The sequence below is a fragment of the Flavobacterium difficile genome (genome assembly GCF_011392115.1).
Classification (GTDB): Bacteria; Bacteroidota; Bacteroidia; order Flavobacteriales; family Flavobacteriaceae; genus Flavobacterium; species Flavobacterium difficile.
The window spans coordinates 209,634-232,642 of record NZ_JAAJBT010000004.1 but is presented as its reverse complement, the minus strand read 5'-3'; the positions used below and the strand labels follow the sequence as shown (position 1 = coordinate 232,642).

The window sequence follows — 23,009 nt, the reverse complement described above, 5'->3', positions numbered from 1 at the left end:
ATTTTTTTATTTGTTTAGAATTCTCCGCCACCTTCTTGCTGGTCTTGCATTTTTGGTTTCTGATCTCTATCTGTTTTTAATTTGTTAAATCGGTAAGTGAATGAAACTGTAATGGCTCTAACACGCCATTGCATCTCGCTATATGAATTTACTGTTGGTAATTGTAAATCTTGAATTCTTTTTCTTGAGTTAAAAACATCATTTACGTTTACTGCAACTGTTCCTTTATCTTTTAGAACATCTTTGCTAAAAGCTAAATTCATAGCAGCAATTCCTTTAGTTTTTCCTTGTGCTGTTCTTTGACCTGCATTGTAATTCGCATTGGTTTGCCAATCAATTTTATAAGGTAAAGTAATTTTTGAAGTTAACCTTGCAGACCAAGTACTAGATTTGAAATCGAAGTTTTGATTTACTAGGTTGTTGTTAGAATCTGTAAACTGATAATCTCCTTTAGTTTCATTGTAGAAGTAATTAACATTTGAGTTTAATCGCCACCATTTTTTTAGTGTATAGTTTGCAGTAACTTCAACTCCATAACGATTATCTTCACCTAAGTTAAACGGTGTATTTATAATTACAGGAATACCGTTTATTAAATCACCACGTTCTTTTCTTACAATTTGGAAAGAGTCTGAAGTCAAGTTAAGATACGCTGATGTGCTTAATGTTAATTTATCCCATTTTTTTAAGTAACCAATGTCAAAAGCATCTGTAAAAGCAGGATTTAAAGTTGGATTTCCTTCAAATAAATTTATGTTACTTGTATACGATGAAAATGGATTTATAAAACGATCTCTAGGTCTTGTGATTCTTTTGCTGTAGTTTAATGAAAAACTTGTATCGTCGTTAAATTCATATGTTATAAACATACTAGGGAACAAGTTGTTGTAGTTTCTAGTATTAAAATCATTGGTTAATAATTGATTTATTTCCAGATTCGTATTTTCTAAACGTAAACCTGCTAATACAGATAGTTTTTCAAAAAATTTTGTTCCTAATTGCGTGTAAACAGCACTAACATTTTCAATATATTCAAAGTTGTTAGTAAACCCAGGAATATTGGTGTAAGGATCATTTTGGGTTATTTTTTCTAAAACTTCATAATCACTGGTAGAATTAGTATAACTTCCTCTGTAGCCAGCTTCAAATTGCATATTTTTTCCAAATGGTAAAACATAATCTAATTGGAATAAATTTCTATTTTGTCTGTCTATTTTAGTAGTTTTCTCATCAGATACAAACATTCCAGTTTCTAAAATACTTCCAAAGATATTAGAAAATTCATCATCTTTATTTAATGAAATCGAAGCATCAAAAGTTAGTTTGTGACCGTCTTTTTTAAATTTTTTAATAAAATTTGAAGTAAATTCTATGGCTTCACTATTGTTATCTGTTATGTTATCACGGAAACGAGTATTTATAAAATTACGGTTTAATGTAAAATTTCTAAACACTACATCTTCATCTGTATTTCCACCATTGTTTCTGTAATTGATACTATTGGTCCAAGTAGCCGATTTATCTTTGTTTAGGTAAATTTCCATTCCAAAGTTTGCATTTGTTCCTTTTCTGTAACGATCTACATTTCTTCTTTCTTCAATATATGTGTTTGCTAACAAATTTTCCTGATCAATTTTAGTGATTCCTGGATTATTTCGGTCGTTATAAGAAATGGTTGTGAATAAATTATAATTTTCAGTTTTAGAATTGATATTTGCGGAAATTCCGTTATTTCTTGGATCTCCAGCAGTTGCAATTATTGTTCCGTTTAAACCTTTGTTTTTTCCTTTTTTTAGAATGATGTTTATAATTCCACCACCACCTTCAGCATCATATCTTGCAGACGGATTGGTAATAACTTCCACTTTATCGATTGCATCGGCAGGTAACATTCTTAAGGCATCTGCAACATTAATGGCAGTTGATGGTTTTCCGTCAATTAAAATTCTAACACTTTCATTTCCTCGAAGACTAACGTTTCCTTCTACATCTACAGCGACACTCGGAATATTATCTAAAACATCACTAACTGTACCGCCTTTTACCATTAAATCTTGACCAACATTATAAACTTTTTTATCTAGTTTAATATCTACTGTAGTTTTTTCACCACGAATCACAACAGTTTCGATTTGATTAGACTCTGTTTCAAGTAGGATATTACCCAAATTAGTATCTTCTGCAATGGTTTGATTTAGTTTTTCTTGAGTTTTGTATCCTGGAAATTCAAATTTTATGTCATAATTTCCAGATGTTTTAAGCTCAATGGAAAAATTACCATCGGCATCGGCAGTTCCACCGTTAACAATTTGCTTGGTATCAGATTTAGTGATAGTTATAATAGAAAATTCTACAGGAACTGTAGTTTCTTTATCAATAATTTTACCAGTTAGAATCACTTTTTTTAATGAAGCTTGTGAAAAAGCTGATGTAGTAGCTACTAAAAATAGTAGTAAGAAAGTAGTTTTTTTGAATAACATAGTATTAACATTTTACAGTACAAATGTAGTGTTACACTTTTCAATTAAATATTAAAACTATGTTAAATGATTTTATAAAACTTTGTTAATTAATTCTGTGGGTCTTGCAATTATCGCCTTATTTCCATTGATAACTATAGGACGTTCTATTAATTTTGGAAATTGAATCATTGCTTCGATAATTTCTTTATCAGATAAATTTTTACCTTTAAAGTTTTGAATCCAATCTTTTTCTTTACTTCTAACCAATTCAATCGGTTTGATTTTTAGTTTATTTATAATTGATTCCAATTCCGCGAAAGTAGGAACGCTTTCTAAATAGTTTATAATTTCAAAAGGTATTTTTGTGTTTTCTAAAAAACAAACTCCTTCTCTTGATTTAGAACAACGATTATTATGATAAATGGTTAGCATAAATATTTTTTTTACAAAGGTAATAATTGTATTTTAGTGCTCACAAAAATAAATGGATATGTATATCGAACAATTACAAAAATTTAAAATTAATCTAGGATCATATTTGGTCATACCATTAGCTTTTTTGGGATTAATGGTTTATAATTATTTTTCTACTCAAGGCATAGATACAGCCGATATGATGAAAAAAATGACAAAAGTTATTGGTGTTAATGGTACTTTTACCATGTTAGTTGCGCCTTTAGCTTTTTTGTTTTTTGTAGTTTTATTTTATAATAAATTCATTCAAAACAATACTTTACGAATTTTAACTACCTCCAGAGAAAAAATTGATTGGAAAAGAATTTTTTTCTCATTTGGACTTTGGAGTTTCATTACAATTGCAACTACAGGAATTAGTTATTACATGGCTCCTGAGGATTTTGTTTTAAATTTTAAGCCTAAAGAGTTTGCTATATTTGTTGTCTTAGCCTTTCTTTTAATTCCTTTACAGACAAGTTTTGAAGAATATTTATTTCGTGGACACATGTTGCAAGGCTTAGGTTTAGCTACAAAAACAAGGTGGATTCCTTTAGTAGTAACTTCTTTTTTGTTCGGAATTATGCATATTGCCAATCCGGAAGTAGAAAAATTAGGATTGGTAATAATGTTTTATTACATAGGAACAGGTTTGTTTTTAGGTGTTTTAACATTAATGGATGAAGGTTTAGAATTAGCATTAGGTTTTCATGCTGCTAATAATCTAATCGGTGCTTTATTAGTTACATCTGATTGGTCGGCTTTTCAAACCCATTCTATATTGAAAGATGTTTCAGAACCGAGTGCAAACATTCAAATATTTATTCCAATTTTAATTATTTTCCCCGTTTTGCTATACATTTTTGCGGCTAAGTACAAATGGAGTAATTGGAAAGAAAAACTTTTCGGAACTATTAAACCTATTGATGTTGAAGAATTTGAAACTATTGGTAAATAGTAATGAACCAGTTTATTCATCCCGATTTTAAGTTAAATGGAAAACAATTTTCTTATTTAGAACTTTTGTCTGAAGCCATATATTTAAAAGAAAATGGTAAGTTTTTTGAAAAAGCAATTGGAAAATTTCTTTTAGAATGGTTAAATACTGACGAATATGTTTTTGTGCAAACTTCTGGCTCTACTGGAAAACCAAAAAAAATCCTTGTAGAAAAATCGGCAATGATGGCTTCTGCGCGAGCTACTGGATTGTTTTTTAAATTGCAACCTAAAACCACGGCTTTGTTGTGTTTGTCTGCAGATTATATTGCAGGAAAAATGATGTTAGTTCGTGCGCTAACTTTAGGATGGCATTTAGATACGACAGAACCAAATAGTAATCCTTTAACGAATCAAAGGTACGATTTTGTAGCAATGGTTCCGATGCAAGTTGCTAATTCTTTAGAGCAACTTTATTTAGTTGGAACGTTGTTAATTGGTGGCACAAAAGTAAATTATCAATTAGCGGAAAGCGTTTTGAAAACCAAGTGTAATGCTTTTGAATCGTATGGAATGACAGAAACAATTTCTCATATTGCTATAAAACGAATAGGAGAGAAGTGCTTTACTGTTTTACCAAATGTGTCAATTGCTTTGGATGAAAGAAATTGTTTAGTCATCGAAGCTTTAGAATTGTCTACTGATAAAATTGTCACAAATGATAGGGTTTCAATTTTAAACGAAACTCAATTTATACTAAACGGACGAATTGATAATGTAATTAATTCTGGTGGTGTAAAAATTTTCCCAGAAGAAGTTGAAGAACAATTATCAAAACATTTTTCTACTCGTTTTTTCATTGCAAGTTTAGCAGATGATAAATTCGGAGAAATTGTAATCTTAGTACTTGAAGGAAAACCTTTTGAAGTAGACACTAGCTCTTTTTCTGAATTACCCAAATATCAAATTCCAAAAAAAATAGTTTTTATTGAAAAGTTTGTAGAAACGGAAACCAATAAGGTAAATAGAAAGAAAACTCTTGAAAAATTGACATAAAAAAAGTGTCACACTAATAAAAAATCTGGTTTATAAAATAATTCTTCTTTTATAGATTTTTTTCCAGTATGACACTAATAAAATACTTTATAACTAATTAATAGTTGCAAGATGTTTCGAAAAGATTAGTAAATTTACTAATTAAATAATAAATAGACAACTTTTTTGTTAATTTTTTATTTTTCTACTTTAATAAAAAACTGATTGGTTTTCACTTCAATGTTTTCCAATTCGATTTTTTTATCAATTTTCATTTCTTGTTTTGAAGTTGAAGCATTTAAACGGATAACTTTTTCATCAATCACAATATCTACTGGCATTTTGAAATCGTTAGTTACATTTTCCCATTTGTAGCTTAATTTACTTCCTGATTTAGTTAAAACCAATTTAGGAATTTTGGTAGTAGTTAAATACTGATTAAAAACAGACGTTAAATTAATCCCACTTTCTTTGTTGAAGAAATCGATTACAGTTTGAGTATCAATTATTTGTTTTTTATAGGTTTCTGAATAATTGTATAAAATTTTCCACCATTTTGTATCATCGTTAATAATATGTCGAATGGTGTTTAGTAGAAGGGAACCTTTGTAATACATATCGCCACTTCCTTCTTTATTAACTCCAAATTGAGCTATAATTGGTCGATCATTTTGTACATTATTTGCTTGACCGTTAACATATTTCATAGCTTGTTCATACCCTTTCATACATTCAATAAAGACAGTTTCTGTATATGTTGTAAAGCCTTCGTGTATCCACATGTCGGCAATATCTTTACTTGTAATGCTATTCCCAAACCATTCATGACCTGTTTCATGAATCGTTATATAATCGAAAAACATACCTGCACCAGTTCCCGACAAGTCCATTCCTAAATAACCTTTTTTGTATTTATTACCATAAGCTACAGCACTTTGGTGTTCCATACCTAAATAAGGTGTTTCTACTAATTTATACCCATCTTCATAGAAAGGATATTTTCCAAATTTAGATTGAAAGCAATCCATCATAGGTTTTACGTCATGATCAAAATGTTTTCGTGCTTTTTCTTCGTTGTCACGTAATACATAATAATCTAAATCTAAACCTTCATGATTGTCGTGAATATGAACATAATCTGCAATATTTACAGTAATATCATAGTTATTAATCGGGTTTTTCACTTCCCAATCCCAACGCGTATAACCATCTTTTAAATCTGTTGCTCCTAAAAATCTTCCGTTAGAAACATTCATTAACCCGTTTGGAACTGCTACTTTTATACTGGCGCCATTATCGGGTTCATCCGTTTGAGAATCTTTACAAGGATACCATAAACTCGCTCCAGTTCCTTGAACCGCTACACCAATCCATGGATTTCCTTTTTTATCATTTGTAAATACGAAACCACCGTCCCAAGGTGCATTTTTTGCAATAATAGGATTACCAGAATAATTGAATGTTATGGATTGTGTGGTTCCTTTTTTTAAGGTTTCAGGAAAATCTATAAAGACAGCATGATATTCTCTTTTGTAATTCAACTTTTTATTGTTCCAAACTATAGATTCAATTTTCATGTTTTCAAACAGATCTACTTGAATTTTCGAAGTAGTGTCATCTACTTTAAAGATAATTTCATTGTATCCAATAATTGATTTTTCGGATGGATTAATTTTAATATTTAAATCGTATCTTAAAACGTCATAACAGGTTCGTTCTTCACGTAAACCGCCTTGTAGCGAATCTTTACGAGAAAAATTTTGTGCTTCAATTTGATTGAAACCTAAAAGAACAAGAGAAAATAATAGTGCTTTTTTCATTTTAAAAATTGTTAAAGTATGTCTCTCTTAAAAAAAAATTCCAAGTTAGAATTATGATTAAAAGAAAAAGCCCTCGGATGCGAAAGCCATTCATGTTTATTTCGTTGGTTTTCTGATTCCATAAAAAAATCTACTAATAAGTAGTAGATTTTTGTTTTTTGTTACGTTTGTTTATTTCTATCACAATAAGAAGATACTATAAATATTAGATAATAGTATTTCTAGATTATAAAGTTCTTGACCCGGAAATCCTTTATCTGAATTTACCTTTTGTGAAATGATATCTAATTCAAAATATTCTTCTGGAAAACCATTTTTATATTTTGTTGCAAAAGAATTTTTAAGACTATCAATTTTTTCAAAAATTTTGCTTTTGTTGGAGAATGTTTTATTAACCGATGAAATAATTAATTCTGAATACAAACTGTGTATCGTTGAAACTATTTTTTTGTCATTTTCATTTAATTTTTCAAAACATTTAGAAAGTGATAGTTTTATTTCGTCTGTAAAAATAAAATCTGATCTTTTATATTTTTCAAACATAATTTTTCTAACTTGACTTCTGTATAAATCATTTGATAAATCAAAATAGTTGTAATGTTTTTTTAATTTTTCAATAGGTTTTAGATCCAATTCTACTTTATCTAGGAATAATTTGAAATTAATAAGAATAGCATCTGCATTATTATCCATTTTCTTTAATGCTTTTTTAGAAAGAATGAGTGTTTCTGCTAAATAATTCATTAAATTAGTATCAATTTCTACAGAATTATTGGTTTTTAATAGTTCTGCAGAACAGTTTATATAATTATTTAAAAGCAAATAATACGTAGCATTTTCCTTGCCTAAAACTTGAGGTATATAATTAATTTCATTATTTTTTTTGTACAAAAATCGTTTTAACTCGTTTTTTAAAAACGCATCAGGAATAGTTTTATAAACCAATTGTTCTGGTGTTTGTTCTTTTTGGACAATCGGATTGGATGCACGTTGTAATAGACTATTTGCAATATCATCTTTGGAATCTAAAAGTAACAATTCATCAATATATGGTTTAGATTGATCTATTTTTTGCATGGCATGAAAACAATTTATGATGTTTTGTAGAATTGCAATTTTATACTTTACTATTTTTTTATCATCTGTACTTACAAGATTTTCTTTTTCTGTTTTTAAAATTGAAATGGCTTCAAATAAGTTATCATTATTTACAGGGTAAATGCTTTTTTGAATCAGGTTATACGCTTTGTTAAATGCTTCTCCTTTAAAATCGTCAGTTGATTTAATGTAATTAAAATAAATGCCAATTTTTTTTGAATACGGAAAAAACTTTTTTTCTATAATTTCGGTAGCTAATCCTGGAAGTTTTGATAGCTGCTGAATATTTACTTGTTTGGCATAATTTAAACTTGAATTTTTGTATTGATTTGCTTCATTTTCAGAAAGATTATCAAAAACCATTGTTGCTTTTGTCATTCTATCGTATGATAATGATTCTCCTTTAGTATTATCAATAGGATATTTAAGATTGATATCTTTAAAAACTAAATCTTCAATTTCAAAAACACCTTTTTCTATGTCAATTAAGTACAATTTTGCAGAAATATTTGAATGGATACTAGTTAAAAACATGCCATTATCTTTCTTTACAATATTTATTGTAGGTTCATTATATACGTAATCTATAACAGCAAGATACTTTGGAGTCCCGAAATTATTATTAAATTTTGGATTCGAAGTATAATAATCACTGTTTAAATCATATCCTAAATTATAATTACTTAAAAAATAAGGATCTGTAGTTGTTCTTTTAATAGCAATATCTAAAACAACACCTTCTGAGGCATATTTTGGTTGAATTACTCTTTCAACATTTGAAAAGTCTCCTTTAATTTTTTGAGCATATGTTTCAGTAGTAGTAATTGTCGCTAGAATAATAATAAATAATATTTTCTTCATCTTATTATACTTGAATCACTCCTAAATTAAATTTTTTCTCAATAGGCGAGTGGTTCGCAGCTTCAATTCCCATAGAAATCCAAGTTCTGGTATCTAACGGATCGATAATAGCATCTGTCCACAAACGAGAAGCAGCGTAATAAGGTGAAACTTGCGCATCATATTTGGCTTTAATCTTATCGAATAATTCTTTTTCTTTGGCTTCATCAACCACTTCGCCTTTTCCTTTTAATGAAGCGGCTTCAATTTGTGCTAAAACTTTTGCAGCTTGCGTTCCGCCCATTACAGCTAATTCTGCACTTGGCCAGGCAAAAATTAATCTTGGGTCGTACGCTTTTCCACACATGGCGTAATTTCCAGCACCATAAGAATTTCCAATAACAACAGTAAATTTCGGTACCACTGAATTCGAAACTGCATTTACCATTTTGGCACCGTCTTTAATGATGCCACCATGTTCGGACTTACTACCTACCATAAACCCAGTAACATCTTGTAAAAACACTAATGGAATTTTCTTTTGGTTACAATTGGCAATAAAACGAGTTGCTTTATCGGCACTTTCAGAATAAATTACTCCACCAAACTGAATTTCTCCTTTTTTAGTTTTAGAAACTAAACGTTGATTGGCGACAATTCCTACGGCCCAGCCATCAATTCTGGCATAACCTGTAATAATTGTTTGTCCGTAACCCGCTTTGTATTCATCAAATTCTGAATTATCAACCAAACGTTTGATAATTTCATTCATATCGTATTGGTCGGTACGTAATTTTGGTAAAATACCGTAAATATCTTTTGGTTCTAATGCTGGTTTTACTGGAGTTTCTCTATTGAAACCAGCTTTGTCGTAATCTCCAATTTTAGAAACGATACTTTTAATTCTGTCTAAAGCTGCAGCATCATCTTTTGCTTTAAAATCGGTAACTCCCGAAATTTCGCAGTGCGTTGTAGCGCCACCTAGTGTTTCATTGTCAATAGTTTCGCCAATTGCGGCTTTTACTAAATAACTACCAGCTAAGAAAATACTTCCAGTTTTATCTACGATTAACGCTTCGTCACTCATAATAGGTAAATACGCACCACCAGCTACACAACTTCCCATTACTGCAGCAATTTGGGTGATTCCCATACTACTCATGATGGCGTTGTTACGGAAAATTCGTCCGAAATGTTCTTTGTCAGGGAAAATTTCATCTTGCATAGGTAAATATACACCTGCAGAATCTACCAAATAAATAATTGGTAAGCGGTTTTCCATGGCAATTTCTTGTGCTCTTAAATTCTTTTTTCCAGTAATTGGAAACCAAGCACCAGCTTTTACAGTAGCATCATTCGCAACTACTATACATTGTTTTCCTTTGATGTAACCAATTTTTATGACTACACCACCAGAAGGACAACCGCCATGTTCTTCATACATTCCATCTCCAACGAAACCGCCAATTTCTATACTTTTGGCATTATCGTCTAGTAAATAATCAATTCGTTCACGAGCTGTCATTTTACCTTCTGCGTGTAACTTATCAATACGTTTTTGTCCGCCACCTAATTTTACTTTCGCAAATTTTTGTAGCATTTCAGAAACTAATAACTTGTTATGATCTTCGTTTTTGTTAAAATTAATGTCCATGTTTATTGTTGTTGTTATATATCTAATTCAAAGGTTTGTCTAAATAATTCTATAGCTGGATTCAACTCCTTAAAATGCTTGTATTTTTCTTCGTTGGTATAAATTACTTTTGGTTTGTATGTTTCAATAACCGTAATTTTTATTTTGATGTCGTAATTGCGTAAATTAGTTTTTAAGTAAACTAGTAATTCGGAATTACTGTTTTCAAAGTCTTCTTTAGAACCTTGGTTTGGAAATTCTAATAAGATATTTGTTCCCATTAAAACAGGTTTACTCAATCTCATGTAGCTACAAAACAGTTTTTTGCCTTTGGCTTCTAAAATATCGATGTAATCGTTCCAATGTTTTATGGCATCCTCTTGTGTAAATGGATCGGCTAAATGTTCACCAACTGCAACAGTTTCAATTTTTGCAAGATTGGAAAGGTCTGCTTTTTGCTTTAATCCTTTTATAGATAAAGAAGATACTTTTTTACTTGGGTCAATGGTAATTGTAGGAGTAATTTTTTGCTGAATGTGTTCGATTTTCTCCTCAACTTTTTCTTCTACTTTTTCTTCAATTTTTTGAACGCTTGCAACAGGAGTAGTTGGTACTTCTATTTTTGTAGCAGTTTCTACTGGAATTGAAGGTGTTACTGGTTGAATTTCTTTTCTATTTTGAAAGAAATTAGAAGGAATTATAAAGTATTTAGCTTTTTTTTTTCGGCATCATGTGTTAATGAAGCCAATTGCATTAGAGTTAATTCTACAAAAAGTCGTTGGTTTTGGCTGACTTTATATTTCAAGTCACATTCATTTGCAATGTTAATTCCGGTCAATAAAAAATCCTGAGATGCTTTTTGAGCTTGAATGGCAAATTGCTGCTGAGTTTGTTCGCTTACTTCTAATAATTTTAAAGTAACGGGATTTTTACAAACCAATAAATCTCTAAAATGTGAAGCCAAACCAGCAATAAAATGATGTCCGTCAAATCCTTTTGCTAAGATATCATTGTAAGTTAAAAGCAATTCTGGAATGTTATTTTCCAAAATTAAATCGGTAATCTTGATGTAATAGTCGTAATCTAAAACGTTTAAGTTTTCGGCTACAGCCTGACGAGTTAAGTTGTTACCACAATAAGAAACTACTCTGTCGAAAATAGACAAAGCATCACGCATCGCACCATCTGCTTTCTGAGAAATTATACGTAAAGCTTCTTCCTCAAACTGAACGTTTTGATTTTCAGCTATTCCTATTAAGTAGTCTTTGGTGTCGTTAATCGTAATTCGTTTAAAATCGAATATTTGACAACGTGACAAAATCGTAGGAAGAATTTTGTGTTTTTCCGTAGTAGCTAATATGAAAATAGCATGTTTTGGTGGCTCTTCTAAAGTTTTTAAAAACGCATTAAATGCAGAGGTTGAAAGCATGTGAACCTCGTCAATAATATATACTTTATATTTTCCAGTTTGCGGTGGGATTCGAACTTGATCGATAATACTTCTAATATCATCAACCCCGTTATTTGAAGCGGCATCTAATTCGAAAACATTGAAAGAAAAATCTTCATTTGGGTCGTCATAACCTTCTTGATTGATTTTTCGAGCTAAAATTCTAGCACAAGTGGTTTTTCCAACCCCACGTGGTCCTGTAAAAAGTAAAGCTTGCGCTAGGTGATTATTTTCTATGGCGTGTAGTAAAGTATTGGTAATAGCCTGTTGCCCAATAACATCTTTAAATGTTTGAGGTCTGTATTTTCGGGCTGATACTATAAATTGTTCCATAGGTAATTCTCGTTAGCAAATATAGATTTAAAAAGTGAAAAGTCAAAAGTGAAAAGTTAAAAGTTATTAATATTTTATAAAAAGCATTACCCACTACTTTTTCAATACAGATTTGAGAAATTAAAGAAATTTTGAAAATCTGTTCAAACTGTGTTCTTATAAAAAAAACTTCCAACTTCCAGCTTCCAACTCCCAACTTTAGTTATCTTTGCACCGCAGACCGCCTTATCGTTCCCGATTATATCGGGAGAGGAAAGTCCGGACACCATAGAGAAGCATAGCGGGTAACACCCGTCGGTAAATTTGGATTGAATTCTGAATTTGCAAGGACAAGTGCAACAGAAAGTATGTACAGGTTAAGCTGTAGTGAAACCAGGTAAACTCTATGCGGTGAAATTTCAAGTATATCAGCATTTAAGGGTTTCTCGTCCGTTGCTGAAGGGTAGAAAGATGGATTCTTAGAGTAATTTAAGAACTAGATAAATGATAAGGGTCCCGATCCTATCGGGATACAGAATCCGGCTTATAGGTCTGCATTTTTTTCTTCACATTTTGTTAATAATTCGTTAACAATTAATCTACTATTATTGATTACGTAACATTAACTTAACATTTGGAATTTACTTTTGCACCATAATTTTAACTAAATAAAAGATGAGCTTTACAAACATTTTAAATTTTTTCTCTCCAAAAGACAAAACTTTTTTTCCACTATTCGAAGAAGCTACTAACAAGTTAACTAAAATGTCTGATGCTTTGCATGAAGGAGTAAATGCTTCTAAAGCAGAAAGAGAAAGTTATTTTAAAAAAATTGATGAATTATTTGACAGCATTGAGAAAATTTCTCATAAAATGAATATCGAGTTAAGTAAAAATTTTATAACACCATTTGATAGAGAAGACATTCACGCTTTAATGACTACAATCGAGGATGTAGCTAGTAATTTACAAGAAGCATCTAATAGAATTAGAATGTATCAAGTGGAGAAAATCACTAAATCTATCAGAAAAATTACTGAAATCAATTTAGAGGCTTGTGGTTACATTGCTAAATCTGTAATGGAGTTAAAAGAAATGAAAAATTTCAAAAATATTTTTGATTCGGTTAAGAAAATTAACAAATTAGATAGAAAATCAGATTCAGTTTTTGAAAAAGCTGTAGCAGATATTTTCGAAAACGAAACAGATGCTAAAAATGTGATTAAATATAAAGAAGTTTTAGCATCTTTAGATAAAGCATCAGACAAATGTAAAGCTGTTGCTAGAGTTTTAGAAGCAGTAGCCGTTAAACATTCTTAATTAAGTACTATGTTTACATTATTAATAGTAATTATAGTCATTGCCTTGTTGTTTGATTTGGTTAATGGTTTTCATGACGCCGCCAATTCTATTGCAACTGTAGTTTCTACAAAAGTTTTATCTCCAACACAAGCTGTAATTTGGGCTGCATTTTTCAACTTTATAGCCTACTGGGTTTTCGATATGAGTGTGGGAAATACGGTAGCCAAAACGGTAGATGGTTCTGTAATTAATCTTTGGGTAATTTTATCCGGATTATTAGCAGCCACTATTTGGAATTTATTAACTTGGAAGTTAGGAATCCCATCTTCATCCTCACATACTCTTATTGGTGGTTTTGCAGGAGCAGCCGTTGCACACGCTGGTTTCGGTGTGTTAAATTTAGAATCTATTGGACTTACAGTTCTATTTATTTTCTTAGCACCATTTATTGGAGGAATCATTTCTTTCTTTATTGCCTTGGTAACAATTCAAAGAAATTTTTTCAAGAAAATAAGTTTATCTATAGCCGTTTCAGTACTAACTGTTTATGTAACTTATAGCTTAAAAGATAGTTTAGATATCAAACCAATTATGATATGGATCATCGGTATTCTGCTTGGTTTATTTATCGTAGTGTATTGTTGGTACGAATTGGTACATGGTAAAAATCCTTCACACACTAAAGAAGGAAATATGTACAAGAAATTACAGTTATTATCTTCTGCAGCTTTTTCATTAGGACACGGTGGTGCCGATTCTCAAAAAGTAATGGGAATTATTTGTGCCGCTTGTATTGTATATGCTAATGAATATAGAACAAGTCCCGACAAGAATATGCCTGAATTTGTAAAAGAATATAACTTGCTTAACACAACGGAAGTTCTTCAAGTAGTTTATAAAAATGAAGAAGGGAAAGTTAAAAAGTTTAAACCGTCAGTTGGTGTATTTGGAAAAGATACTTTATTTTTAGATGGAAAGAAAATTATTGATGTAACAACTGGTGAAAAAATTTACGATGATGAAAAATTAAATAAAGATGTTGCTAAAACAAATCCTTTCTTAGTCTCATTATCTAAAGACAAAATTAACTTAAATAACTTTGAAAAAGTTTCTAAAAAGCTAACAAAACTTGTAGTTTACTCTGATAAAAAAGACGTAAAAGACGTTGTAACTAATGAAATAATTTTTAAAGGAAAAGAAGTAAATCCAGAATATAGATATGCAAAAATATTTTCTAAATATTTAGATAAAGACGGTAAGTTGCTAGAAGGTCATAAATTAGAAACAAAAGTAACTAAAGATACTATGCCAACATGGATTGCTTTCGGGTGTTACTTAATGATTGGTTTAGGGACGTTAATGGGAGGTTGGAAAATCGTAAAAACTATGGGAACGAAAATCACCAAAGTTACACCTCTAGAAGGGGTTTGTTCTGAAACCGCTGGGGCTTTAACTTTATTTACAGTTTCTCAAATGGGTGTACCTGTTTCTACCACACATACCATTACAGGTTCTATAATTGGAGTAGGAGCAACTAAACGTTTAAGCGCAGTTCGTTGGGGTGTTACAATCAGCTTATTGTGGGCTTGGGTTTTAACCATTCCAGTTTCAGCAATTATTGCAGCTATAATTTATTTCATAACTACTTTGTTCGTGTAAATAAAATAAATCATAAACATAAGAATCCGTCTCAATACAATTGGGACGGATTTTTTTTGTCAAATTTATATTTGTTAAGAAATTGTAAATTAATTAACTAACTTCTTAAAGATAACTTAATATAAATAATGATAACTCTCTAGTTGTTAACATTAAATTTGCACAAACAAAACAAAACAACAACTAATTCTTAACACAACTACACAAACACTAATGAAAAAATTAATTTATCTTAACTTATTTGTTTTTTTCGGAATATTAAATTCCTTTTCTCAAAATGATACGATTAAAACAATGCTCATCTCTGAAACAAAAAAAGAGGAAGAAAAGCCAAAGAAAAAATGGTTCGAATTAATAAGTTTAAGAGGTTACGCTCAAGTTAGATATAATAAACTTTTAGAGACAAACCCGAATTTAGGCTGTGAACAATGTGATAGATCTTGGGGTGGTACAAGTAGCTTTTTTGTAAGACGTGGAAGGATTATATTTTCTGGTCAAGTACACGATAGAGTTTTTATTTATATTCAACCAGATTTTGCATCTGCGGCAGGAACTACAAATAGTTTATTTCAAATAAGAGATGCATATTTTGATTTATCATTAGATAAAGACAGAGAGTACCGTTTTAGAATTGGACAAAGTAAAGTTCCCTTCGGCTTTGAAAATATGCAATCTTCTCAAAATAGAATAACTTTAGATCGAAATGATGCACTAAATAGTGCCGTTTCTAATGAGCGTGATTTAGGTGTATTCTTTTATTGGGCTACAAAAGAAAAGAGAGAATTATTTAAAAAATTAATAGATGATGGGTATAAAGGTAGTGGAGATTATGGATTATTAGGATTAGGTTTGTATAATGGTCAAACTGCCAATCAAACAGAAAGAAATAATAATCAGCATGTTGTAGCTAGATTTACATACCCATTCGAATTTAAAAACGGTCAAGTTTTTGAAGCTGGTGTTCAAGCGTATAACGGAAAGTTTGTGGTTAATGCTCTAACAACAGGGGCAGCTAAGGCAAAATTAGAAAATAACAATCCAGAGTTTCTAGACCAACGTGCTGCAGCTTCACTTATTTTGTATCCAAAACCTTTTGGGGTTCAAGCAGAATATAACATTGGTAGAGGACCAAGATATAATCCGTCTAACAATACCATTGAAGAAAGTCATTTAGAAGGTGGATACATAATGTTAAATGCTAAAACTTCAATAAAAAATCACATAGTTTTTCCGTTTGTAAAGTATCAATATTATAATGGTGGAAAAAAACACGAATTAGATGCTAGGAGCTATAAAGTAAACGATTTAGAAATAGGTATTGAATGGCAACCTTTTAAAAGCTTTGAACTTGTTGCAGATTACACCATTTCAAAAAGAGAATACGAAGATGCGGTTTTATTTGATAATTATCAATCTGGAAGCCTATTAAGAATTCAGGCGCAGTTTAACTTTTAAAAACATCTAAAATATTTTAAAAAAAAGAAATTTTATGTAAAAATTGTGTGCGTTGGAGAGTGAAACTATTTTTAATTCCTATTTTTACCTTCAATATTTGAAAACTAAATTCATTTCATAATTGTATCGCATGAAATTTTTAAATTATTTCTTTCTTTTTATCTTTTTCATTTCTAATTTTTTGTTTTCGCAAGAAAAACCAACCAATGATATCAAATTGTCTTCCTTGCCTTATTTTAGTTCAGGGAAAGGAATTGGAATCACTTCTCCTGATAGTTTGTATCAATTGAATATTAGGTTTAGAATGCAAAATCGAGTAACTTATGTTGAAAATGATGGGGAAAGCGGTGGATATGATGCTCAAATTAGAAGGTTACGTTTGCGTTTTGACGGTTTTGTAGGAAATCCAAAATTCTTGTACGCCATTCAATTGTCTTTTGCACCCGGTGATGTCGGAGAAATAAAAGATGGCGAAAATTTAAATATTATTAGAGATGCTGTTTTTATGTATCGCCCCAATAATCATTGGAATGTGAGTTTCGGCCAAACAAAATTACCCGGAAACAGACAACGTGTCAATTCTTCTGGAGGTTTGCAATTAACAGACAGAACTATTAATAATGCCCGATTTACTATTGATAGGGATTTCGGATTCCAAGTCCACAACACTAATGAATATAAAAATAAGTTCTCATACAATTTCAAAGGTGCAGTTTCTACAGGTGAAGGAAGAAATTCTACCGATAAACCAGATGATGGTATAGCAATAACTGGAAAAATTGAAATATTACCTCTTGGCGCTTTTACTAGGGATGGAACAAATTTTGAAGGGGATATCATGCGTGAAAGCAAGCCGAAATTAATGTTCTCAGGAGCTTTTCAACAAAATAATCATGCCAGAAGAACGCAAGGTCAGTTGGGTAACGATTTATTTGAAACAAGAACCATGAAATCGGTACTTTTAGATGCCATGTTCAAATATAAGGGCTTTGCTGCGATGTCTAGTTTTATGTCGCGTACCACTACTGAAAATGCGGTAACTTTCGATCCAACTGATAGTACCGTTTCTAACTATGCTTTTGTTGGTAATGGTTTTGATTACCAATTGAGTTACAACACAAAATCGAATTACGAATTTATCACCAGATATTCCATTCAAAAAGTAGGAAAAGATATTCAACAATTCGCTCCCAATTCGAAACAATTGTCTTTTGGACTAACAAGATACATTTGGGAGCATACTTTTAAATTGCAAACAGAAGTCACTTTCGATACTTTAGAATTCCAAAACGGAACAACCCAAAACAATTGGTTTTTACGCTTTCAAGTCGAAATCGGAATTTAACGAGTTCAAATTACAAACGTCATTTTTAAGTTAATGACGTTTTTTTATTTCATCAATTGTTAAAGTATTCATAAAACTAACTTTTTAAAGTAACATAAAGTATTTTAGCAAGACAGATGTATATTCATTAACTAAACAAAATTTTATGTTGAAAAAATCACTACAAATTCTTTTGTGTGTTTTTCTTTTAACAAGTGCAGATAGTATCGCACAAAAGAAAGACAAAAAGAATAAAAAAGGACAAGCTCCTGTTGCAGCTGCTCCCGCAGATGTTAAAAAACCTGATGGTAAAAAAGAGCCTAAACCCTACAAAAAAGTTATCGATTCTACTGCGGTAACTCAAAAAGGTCTTATTGATGTTCACAAAGTGGCAGATAAGTACTTATTTGAAATTTCTGAATCTCTAATTGGTAAAGAAATTATGACCATCACAAGATATTCTAAAACACCTGCAGGTGGTGGAATTTTCGGTGGTGAAGAAATCAATCGTCAAGTGGTTCGTTTCGAAAAAGGTATGAATAATACGATTATCTTACGTTCTATAACTTACGTAATCACTACTCCAGATGAAGACAAACCAATCACAAAATCAGTAAAGAATTCAAGTGCCGATCCAATTATCGGAATTTACGATGTGTTGGCTTATAAAAAATCGGAATCAGGTAAAGAAAATGTTTCAAGTGTAATCGATATGACTTCAGCGTTCGATTCAGATACGCAAATTTTCTCTTTAAATCCGGTAAACAAACAATTGTTAAGCATTCAAGCGTTTCAAAAAGACAAATCGTTTATTCAATTTGTAAAAAGTTTCCCTATCAATACAGAAATCAGAACTACTAAAACGTTCTCAACTGTTGCACCTCAAGTTTCAAGATCTCCAGTACCAAAAATCGGAACTGATTTCCCAGCAGCTCTAGATGCAGGTGTAGTAACTATGGAAATCAATACGTCTTTCATTTTATTACCAGAAAATCCAATGCGTAAGCGTTCTTTCGATAAAAGAGTTGGATATTTTGCTAATGGATATGATGTTTTTAAAGAAGATTCTCAAAAAGCAGAAACTGATATCTTTGCTGTTAGATGGCGTTTAGAACCTAAAAATGCAGAAGATGCTGAAAAACAAAAAAGAGGGGAATTAATTGAGCCTAAAAAACCAATTGTTTATTATTTAGATCCTGCTACTCCAGACAAATGGAAACCTTTTATCAAACAAGGTATCGACGATTGGCAAGTGGCTTTCGAATTTGCAGGTTGGAAAAATGCAATTCGTGGAGAATATTGGCCAGAAAATGACCCAACAATGAGTTTAGAAGATGCACGTTTTTCGGTGTTAAGATATTTCGCTGCTGAAATTCAAAATGCATACGGACCAAACGTTCACGATCCAAGAACAGGTGAAATTATGGAATCTCACATCGGTTGGTACCATAATATTATGAGTTTATTACGCGATTGGTATTTAATTCAAACTGCCGCAGTAGATCCAAAAGCAAGAAATAAAAAGTTTGACGATAAGTTAATGGGCGAATTAATTCGTTTCGTAGCAGCTCACGAAGTAGGACACACACTTGGTTTACGTCACAACATGGGGGCTAGTAATGCAACTCCAGTTGAAATGTTAAGAAATCCAGAATTCCAAAAGAAAAACGGACACACTTCTTCTATCATGGATTACGCTCGTTTTAATTATGTAGCACAACCTGAAGATAATGTTAAAGATTTATTCCCAAAAATTGGAGATTACGACAAATGGGCTATCAAATGGGGGTACTCTTATTTTAATGACGCCAAATCTGAAGAAGCTGAAAAAGCAATTCTTAACGAAATGACTAAAGAAGCGTACAAAAACAAAAGATTACAATTTGGTACAGAAACTAGTCCATTCGATCCTCGTTTCCAAACAGAAGATTTAGGGGACAATGCCATGAAAGCGTCAGAATATGGTATCAAAAACTTAAAAAGAATTTTACCTAACTTAATTGAGTGGAGTAAAGAAAAAGGGGAAGATTATTCAGAATTAGAAGGTTTATATAATTCATTAGTTGGACAGTTCAGAAGATATATGGGTCACGTTACGAAAAACGTAGGTGGAATTTACGAAAACCCTAAAACGTATGACATGGAGGGTAATGAGTACGAAGTTGTACCTTCTACTATTCAAAATGAAGCGGTTGCTTTCTTAAATGAGCAATTGTTTAAAACTCCAACTTGGTTATTAGATCAGAATGTTTTAGCTAAAATTAATCCAGACAATGGAGTAGAGTTAATGAGAGGTATTCAAGACGGTACTTTATCAAGTTTATTAGCTCCAGATCGTTTAGCGCGTTTAATGGAAACTTCTTCTTTAAGCAAAGCAAATTATTCGGTAGATGAATTAATGATCGATTTAAAACGCGGAATTTTTACAGAATTAAGAACTAATGCAGCTATTGATGTATACAGAAGAAATTTACAAAAAGCTTTCGTATCTAAATTAATTGATGCAATCAGCCTAGAAAGAACCGTAACCGCTAACTTTAACGGAAGAAGAATTGTTATCGCTGATACCGATTTACCTTCAATTGCACGCGGACATTTAATTGAATTAAGAAGCCAATTAAAAGCGGCAAATGCTACGGCAACAGACCGTTTAAGTAAATTTCATATCGCAGATTTAGTAGCTAGAATTGACAAAGCTTTAAATCCGAATAGATAATATCGAAATTTTGTCATGCTGAACTTGTTTCAGAATCTTAAGAAGTAGATGTATATCAACTAAAAGCCTTCCAAATCTGGAAGGCTTTTTTTGTTTCTGTAATAATTCCTTGTCATGCTGAACTTGTTTCAGAATCTTTAGCATATACTGCATATCAACAAAAAACTTTCCATCAAAACTTTGTCATGCTGAACTTGTTTCAGAATCTTAAGTAGTAGATGTATAATTTAAAAAGTTTCCCCTCAAACTTTGTCATGCTGAACTTGTTTCAGAATCTTTAGCATATACTGCATACCAACAAAAACCTTCCATCAAGACTTTGTCATTCTGAACTTGTTTCAGAATCTTTAGCACATACTGCATACCAACAAAAACCTTTCCATCAAAACTTTGTCATGCTGAACTTGTTTCAGAATCTGAAGTAGTAGATTTATAATTTAAAAAGTTTCCTCTCAAACTTTGTCATGCTGAACTTGTTTCAGAATCTTTAGCATATACTGCATATCAACAAAAAACTTTCCATCAAAACTTTCCATCAAGACTTTGTCATTCTGAACTTGTTTCAGAATCTTTAGCACATACTGCATACCAACAAAAACCTTCCATCAAAACTTTGTCATGCTGAACATGTTTCAGAATCTGAAGTAGTAGATTTATAATTTAAAAAGTTTCCCCTCAAAGTTTGTCATGCTGAACTTGTTTCAGAATCTCTTTAAAATATTCCCAGCTGTGCTAGGTTCAATCCCTTAAAGTCTTACTTAAAAACCAACTACCTATTTTTAGTTTTTTATAAGTTACTTTGTATTTTTAACATACTTTTTTTTATTTATTAAATATCACTTTTAATATTTACAATACTATTTTTAATAAATACAATGCTATTTTTTATATCTACAATGTTATTTTTAATTAATAATATACTATTTTTAATTTTTAAAAGAATATTTTTATATTTTAGTAACCTATTTTTAATTTTTAATAAATTGATCATGTTATCGCTTCATTTACAACCCATATTCAAAGCTCGAGGTATCGAAAAACCGTATACATTTTTAGTAAAAAACGGTTTCACACCTCATGCTGCGCACAACTTGTTAAACGCTAAAACCAGAGTATTCAGATTAGACCACATCGAATTGTTATGTGAAATCTTAATTTGTGAACCAAACGATTTATTACTGTGGCAACCAATTAGCGGAAAACAAATTGCAGCAAACCATCCTTTAAAAAAGCTAAGTCATACTACAGATTCCGAAACCGACTTAAAAAAGGCGCTCTTCAATTTGCCTTATAACCAACTTAAGGATATTTCATCTAAGTTAACCAATGAAATTAACGATATAAATCCCTAAAAATACAAAAGCCGATTTTCAAACGAAAACCGGCTTTATTATTTTTCTAAGATAAAAGTTTTATTCTTCTTCTTTTTGTCCCATCATCATCAGATAAGCTTTCAAGAAACCATCAATTTCTCCGTTTAAAACGGCTTCAGAATCGGAAGTTTCAAATCCGGAACGCACGTCTTTAATTAATTTATAAGGATGCAATACGTAGTTTCTAATTTGCGAACCCCATTCAATTTTCATCTTACTTGCTTCAATATCTTCACGTTGTGCCAATTGTTTTTTTAGTTCAATTTCATACAATTGCGACTTCAACATTTGTAAGGCACGAGCTCTGTTATCATGCTGAGAACGCGTCTCCGAACATTGAATCTGAATCCCTGAAGGTTTGTGATATAATTGTACTTTAGTTTCTACTTTATTCACATTTTGTCCACCTGCACCACTCGAACGCGCGGTAGTAATTTCAATATCAGCCGGATTAATTTCAATTTCAATCGTATCATCCACCAACGGATACACATAAACCGAAGCAAATGAAGTATGTCGTTTCGCATTACTATCAAAAGGCGAAATTCGAACCAAACGGTGCACACCATTTTCTCCTTTCAAATATCCAAAGGCAAAATCGCCTTCAATTTCCAGAGTCACAGTTTTTATACCAGCCGCATCACCTTCCTGATAATTCAGTTCTTTGACTTTATATCCTTGCTTTTCGGCCCACATTAAATACATCCGCATCATTATGCTTGCCCAATCGCAGCTTTCTGTTCCACCGGCACCAGCAGTAATTTGAAGTACAGCACTTAAATTGTCACCTTCTTCCGAAAGCATGTTTCTAAACTCTAAATCTTCAATATTCGTGATTGTCTTATCAAAAATGGCGTCTAATTCTTCTTCAGATACGGCATCTTCTTTATAAAATTCGTAAGTCAATTGCAGTTCTTCCGCTAAATCTTCACAACGGGTATAATCGTCTACCCATTTTTTAATCGAACGTAAATTACGTACAATTATTTCTGCTTGCTTTGCATTGTTCCAAAAGTCTGGTGCAAAGGTCTTTTCTTCTTGATTGGTGATTTCGACAAGCTTGGCATCAACGTCAAAGATACCTCCTTAACGCACCAAGGCGATTAATAATGTCTTTAATTTGTTCGGTATTTACCATTTT

The 23,009-nt window shown here is 31.3% G+C and carries 16 protein-coding genes and 1 other RNA gene; 9 read left to right on the top strand and 8 right to left on the bottom strand.

From position 1 onward, the window contains the following. Nucleotides 1-14: 14 nt before the first annotated feature. Both G4D72_RS08680 and arsC read right to left on the bottom strand, forming a co-directional pair. A complete protein-coding gene (locus G4D72_RS08680) occupies nt 15-2,480 on the bottom strand; it encodes a TonB-dependent receptor domain-containing protein (RefSeq protein ID WP_166077279.1) in 2,466 nt (821 codons plus the stop codon). Nucleotides 2,481-2,552: 72 nt separating this feature from the next. Next, entirely contained in the window at nt 2,553-2,894 is a 342-nt protein-coding gene (arsC, locus tag G4D72_RS08675; protein WP_166077278.1) for an arsenate reductase (glutaredoxin), read from the bottom strand. Between the two features lie 52 nt (nt 2,895-2,946). On the opposite strand from arsC, the gene G4D72_RS08670 reads away from it, so the two are divergent. Together G4D72_RS08670 and G4D72_RS08665 are read left to right on the top strand one after the other, a co-directional pair. Next, nucleotides 2,947-3,873 (top strand): CPBP family intramembrane glutamic endopeptidase, encoded by a 927-nt coding sequence (locus tag G4D72_RS08670; protein ID WP_317165235.1) that lies wholly within the window; start codon nt 2,947-2,949, stop codon nt 3,871-3,873. Between the two features lie 2 nt (nt 3,874-3,875). Continuing rightward, on the top strand, nt 3,876-4,907 hold the full coding sequence (locus G4D72_RS08665) for an AMP-binding protein (RefSeq protein ID WP_166077277.1): 1,032 nt from the start codon (nt 3,876-3,878) through the stop codon (nt 4,905-4,907). A 176-nt stretch (nt 4,908-5,083) separates the two neighbouring features. On the opposite strand, the gene G4D72_RS08660 is transcribed toward G4D72_RS08665, so the two are convergent. The 5 genes from G4D72_RS08660 to dnaX form a co-directional block, all read right to left on the bottom strand. Continuing rightward, nucleotides 5,084-6,706: a M1 family metallopeptidase gene (locus G4D72_RS08660; RefSeq protein ID WP_166077276.1), complete on the bottom strand. Its 1,623-nt coding sequence runs from the start codon at nt 6,704-6,706 to the stop codon at nt 5,084-5,086. A 180-nt stretch (nt 6,707-6,886) separates the two neighbouring features. Further along, nucleotides 6,887-8,665 carry a hypothetical protein gene (locus tag G4D72_RS08655; RefSeq protein ID WP_166077275.1) on the bottom strand — a complete coding sequence of 593 codons (1,779 nt, stop codon included), beginning with the start codon at nt 8,663-8,665 and terminating at the stop codon, nt 6,887-6,889. Between the two features lie 4 nt (nt 8,666-8,669). Further along, entirely contained in the window at nt 8,670-10,298 is a 1,629-nt protein-coding gene (locus G4D72_RS08650) for an acyl-CoA carboxylase subunit beta (RefSeq protein WP_166077274.1), read from the bottom strand. Nucleotides 10,299-10,312: 14 nt separating this feature from the next. After that, the gene (locus G4D72_RS08645) at nt 10,313-10,582 is read right to left on the bottom strand and encodes a DNA polymerase III (protein ID WP_166077273.1); all 270 of its coding nucleotides are present in this window, start codon (nt 10,580-10,582) and stop codon (nt 10,313-10,315) included. A 392-nt stretch (nt 10,583-10,974) separates the two neighbouring features. Next, entirely contained in the window at nt 10,975-12,060 is a 1,086-nt protein-coding gene (dnaX, locus tag G4D72_RS08640) for a DNA polymerase III subunit gamma/tau (protein ID WP_166077271.1), read from the bottom strand. Nucleotides 12,061-12,272: 212 nt separating this feature from the next. On the opposite strand from dnaX, the gene rnpB reads away from it, so the two are divergent. The 7 genes from rnpB to G4D72_RS08605 all read left to right on the top strand — a co-directional run bounded on the left by rnpB (nt 12,273) and on the right by G4D72_RS08605 (nt 21,847). Continuing rightward, nucleotides 12,273-12,602: RNase P RNA component class A (rnpB, locus tag G4D72_RS08635), an RNA gene on the top strand. 112 nt (nt 12,603-12,714) lie between these two features. After that, nucleotides 12,715-13,359, top strand: coding sequence for a DUF47 domain-containing protein (locus G4D72_RS08630; protein WP_166077270.1), 645 nt, complete (start codon nt 12,715-12,717; stop codon nt 13,357-13,359). A 9-nt stretch (nt 13,360-13,368) separates the two neighbouring features. Beyond that, nucleotides 13,369-15,000: an inorganic phosphate transporter gene (locus G4D72_RS08625; protein WP_166077269.1), complete on the top strand. Its 1,632-nt coding sequence runs from the start codon at nt 13,369-13,371 to the stop codon at nt 14,998-15,000. A gap of 213 nt (nt 15,001-15,213) precedes the next feature. Beyond that, nucleotides 15,214-16,455 carry a porin gene (locus G4D72_RS08620; protein WP_207784889.1) on the top strand — a complete coding sequence of 414 codons (1,242 nt, stop codon included), beginning with the start codon at nt 15,214-15,216 and terminating at the stop codon, nt 16,453-16,455. Between the two features lie 130 nt (nt 16,456-16,585). Beyond that, a complete protein-coding gene (locus G4D72_RS08615) occupies nt 16,586-17,800 on the top strand; it encodes a porin (RefSeq protein WP_166077268.1) in 1,215 nt (404 codons plus the stop codon). 145 nt (nt 17,801-17,945) lie between these two features. After that, entirely contained in the window at nt 17,946-20,495 is a 2,550-nt protein-coding gene (locus G4D72_RS08610; RefSeq protein ID WP_166077267.1) for a zinc-dependent metalloprotease, read from the top strand. A gap of 989 nt (nt 20,496-21,484) precedes the next feature. After that, the gene (locus tag G4D72_RS08605) at nt 21,485-21,847 is read left to right on the top strand and encodes a helix-turn-helix domain-containing protein (RefSeq protein ID WP_166077266.1); all 363 of its coding nucleotides are present in this window, start codon (nt 21,485-21,487) and stop codon (nt 21,845-21,847) included. Between the two features lie 60 nt (nt 21,848-21,907). On the opposite strand, the gene prfB is transcribed toward G4D72_RS08605, so the two are convergent. Further along, a protein-coding gene (gene prfB, locus G4D72_RS08600; RefSeq protein WP_166077265.1) for a peptide chain release factor 2 occupies nt 21,908-23,006 on the bottom strand; the annotation gives its coding sequence in 2 pieces (ribosomal slippage) (nt 21,908-22,942 and nt 22,944-23,006; 1,098 coding nt in all). Between the last annotated feature and the right edge of the window lie 3 nt (nt 23,007-23,009).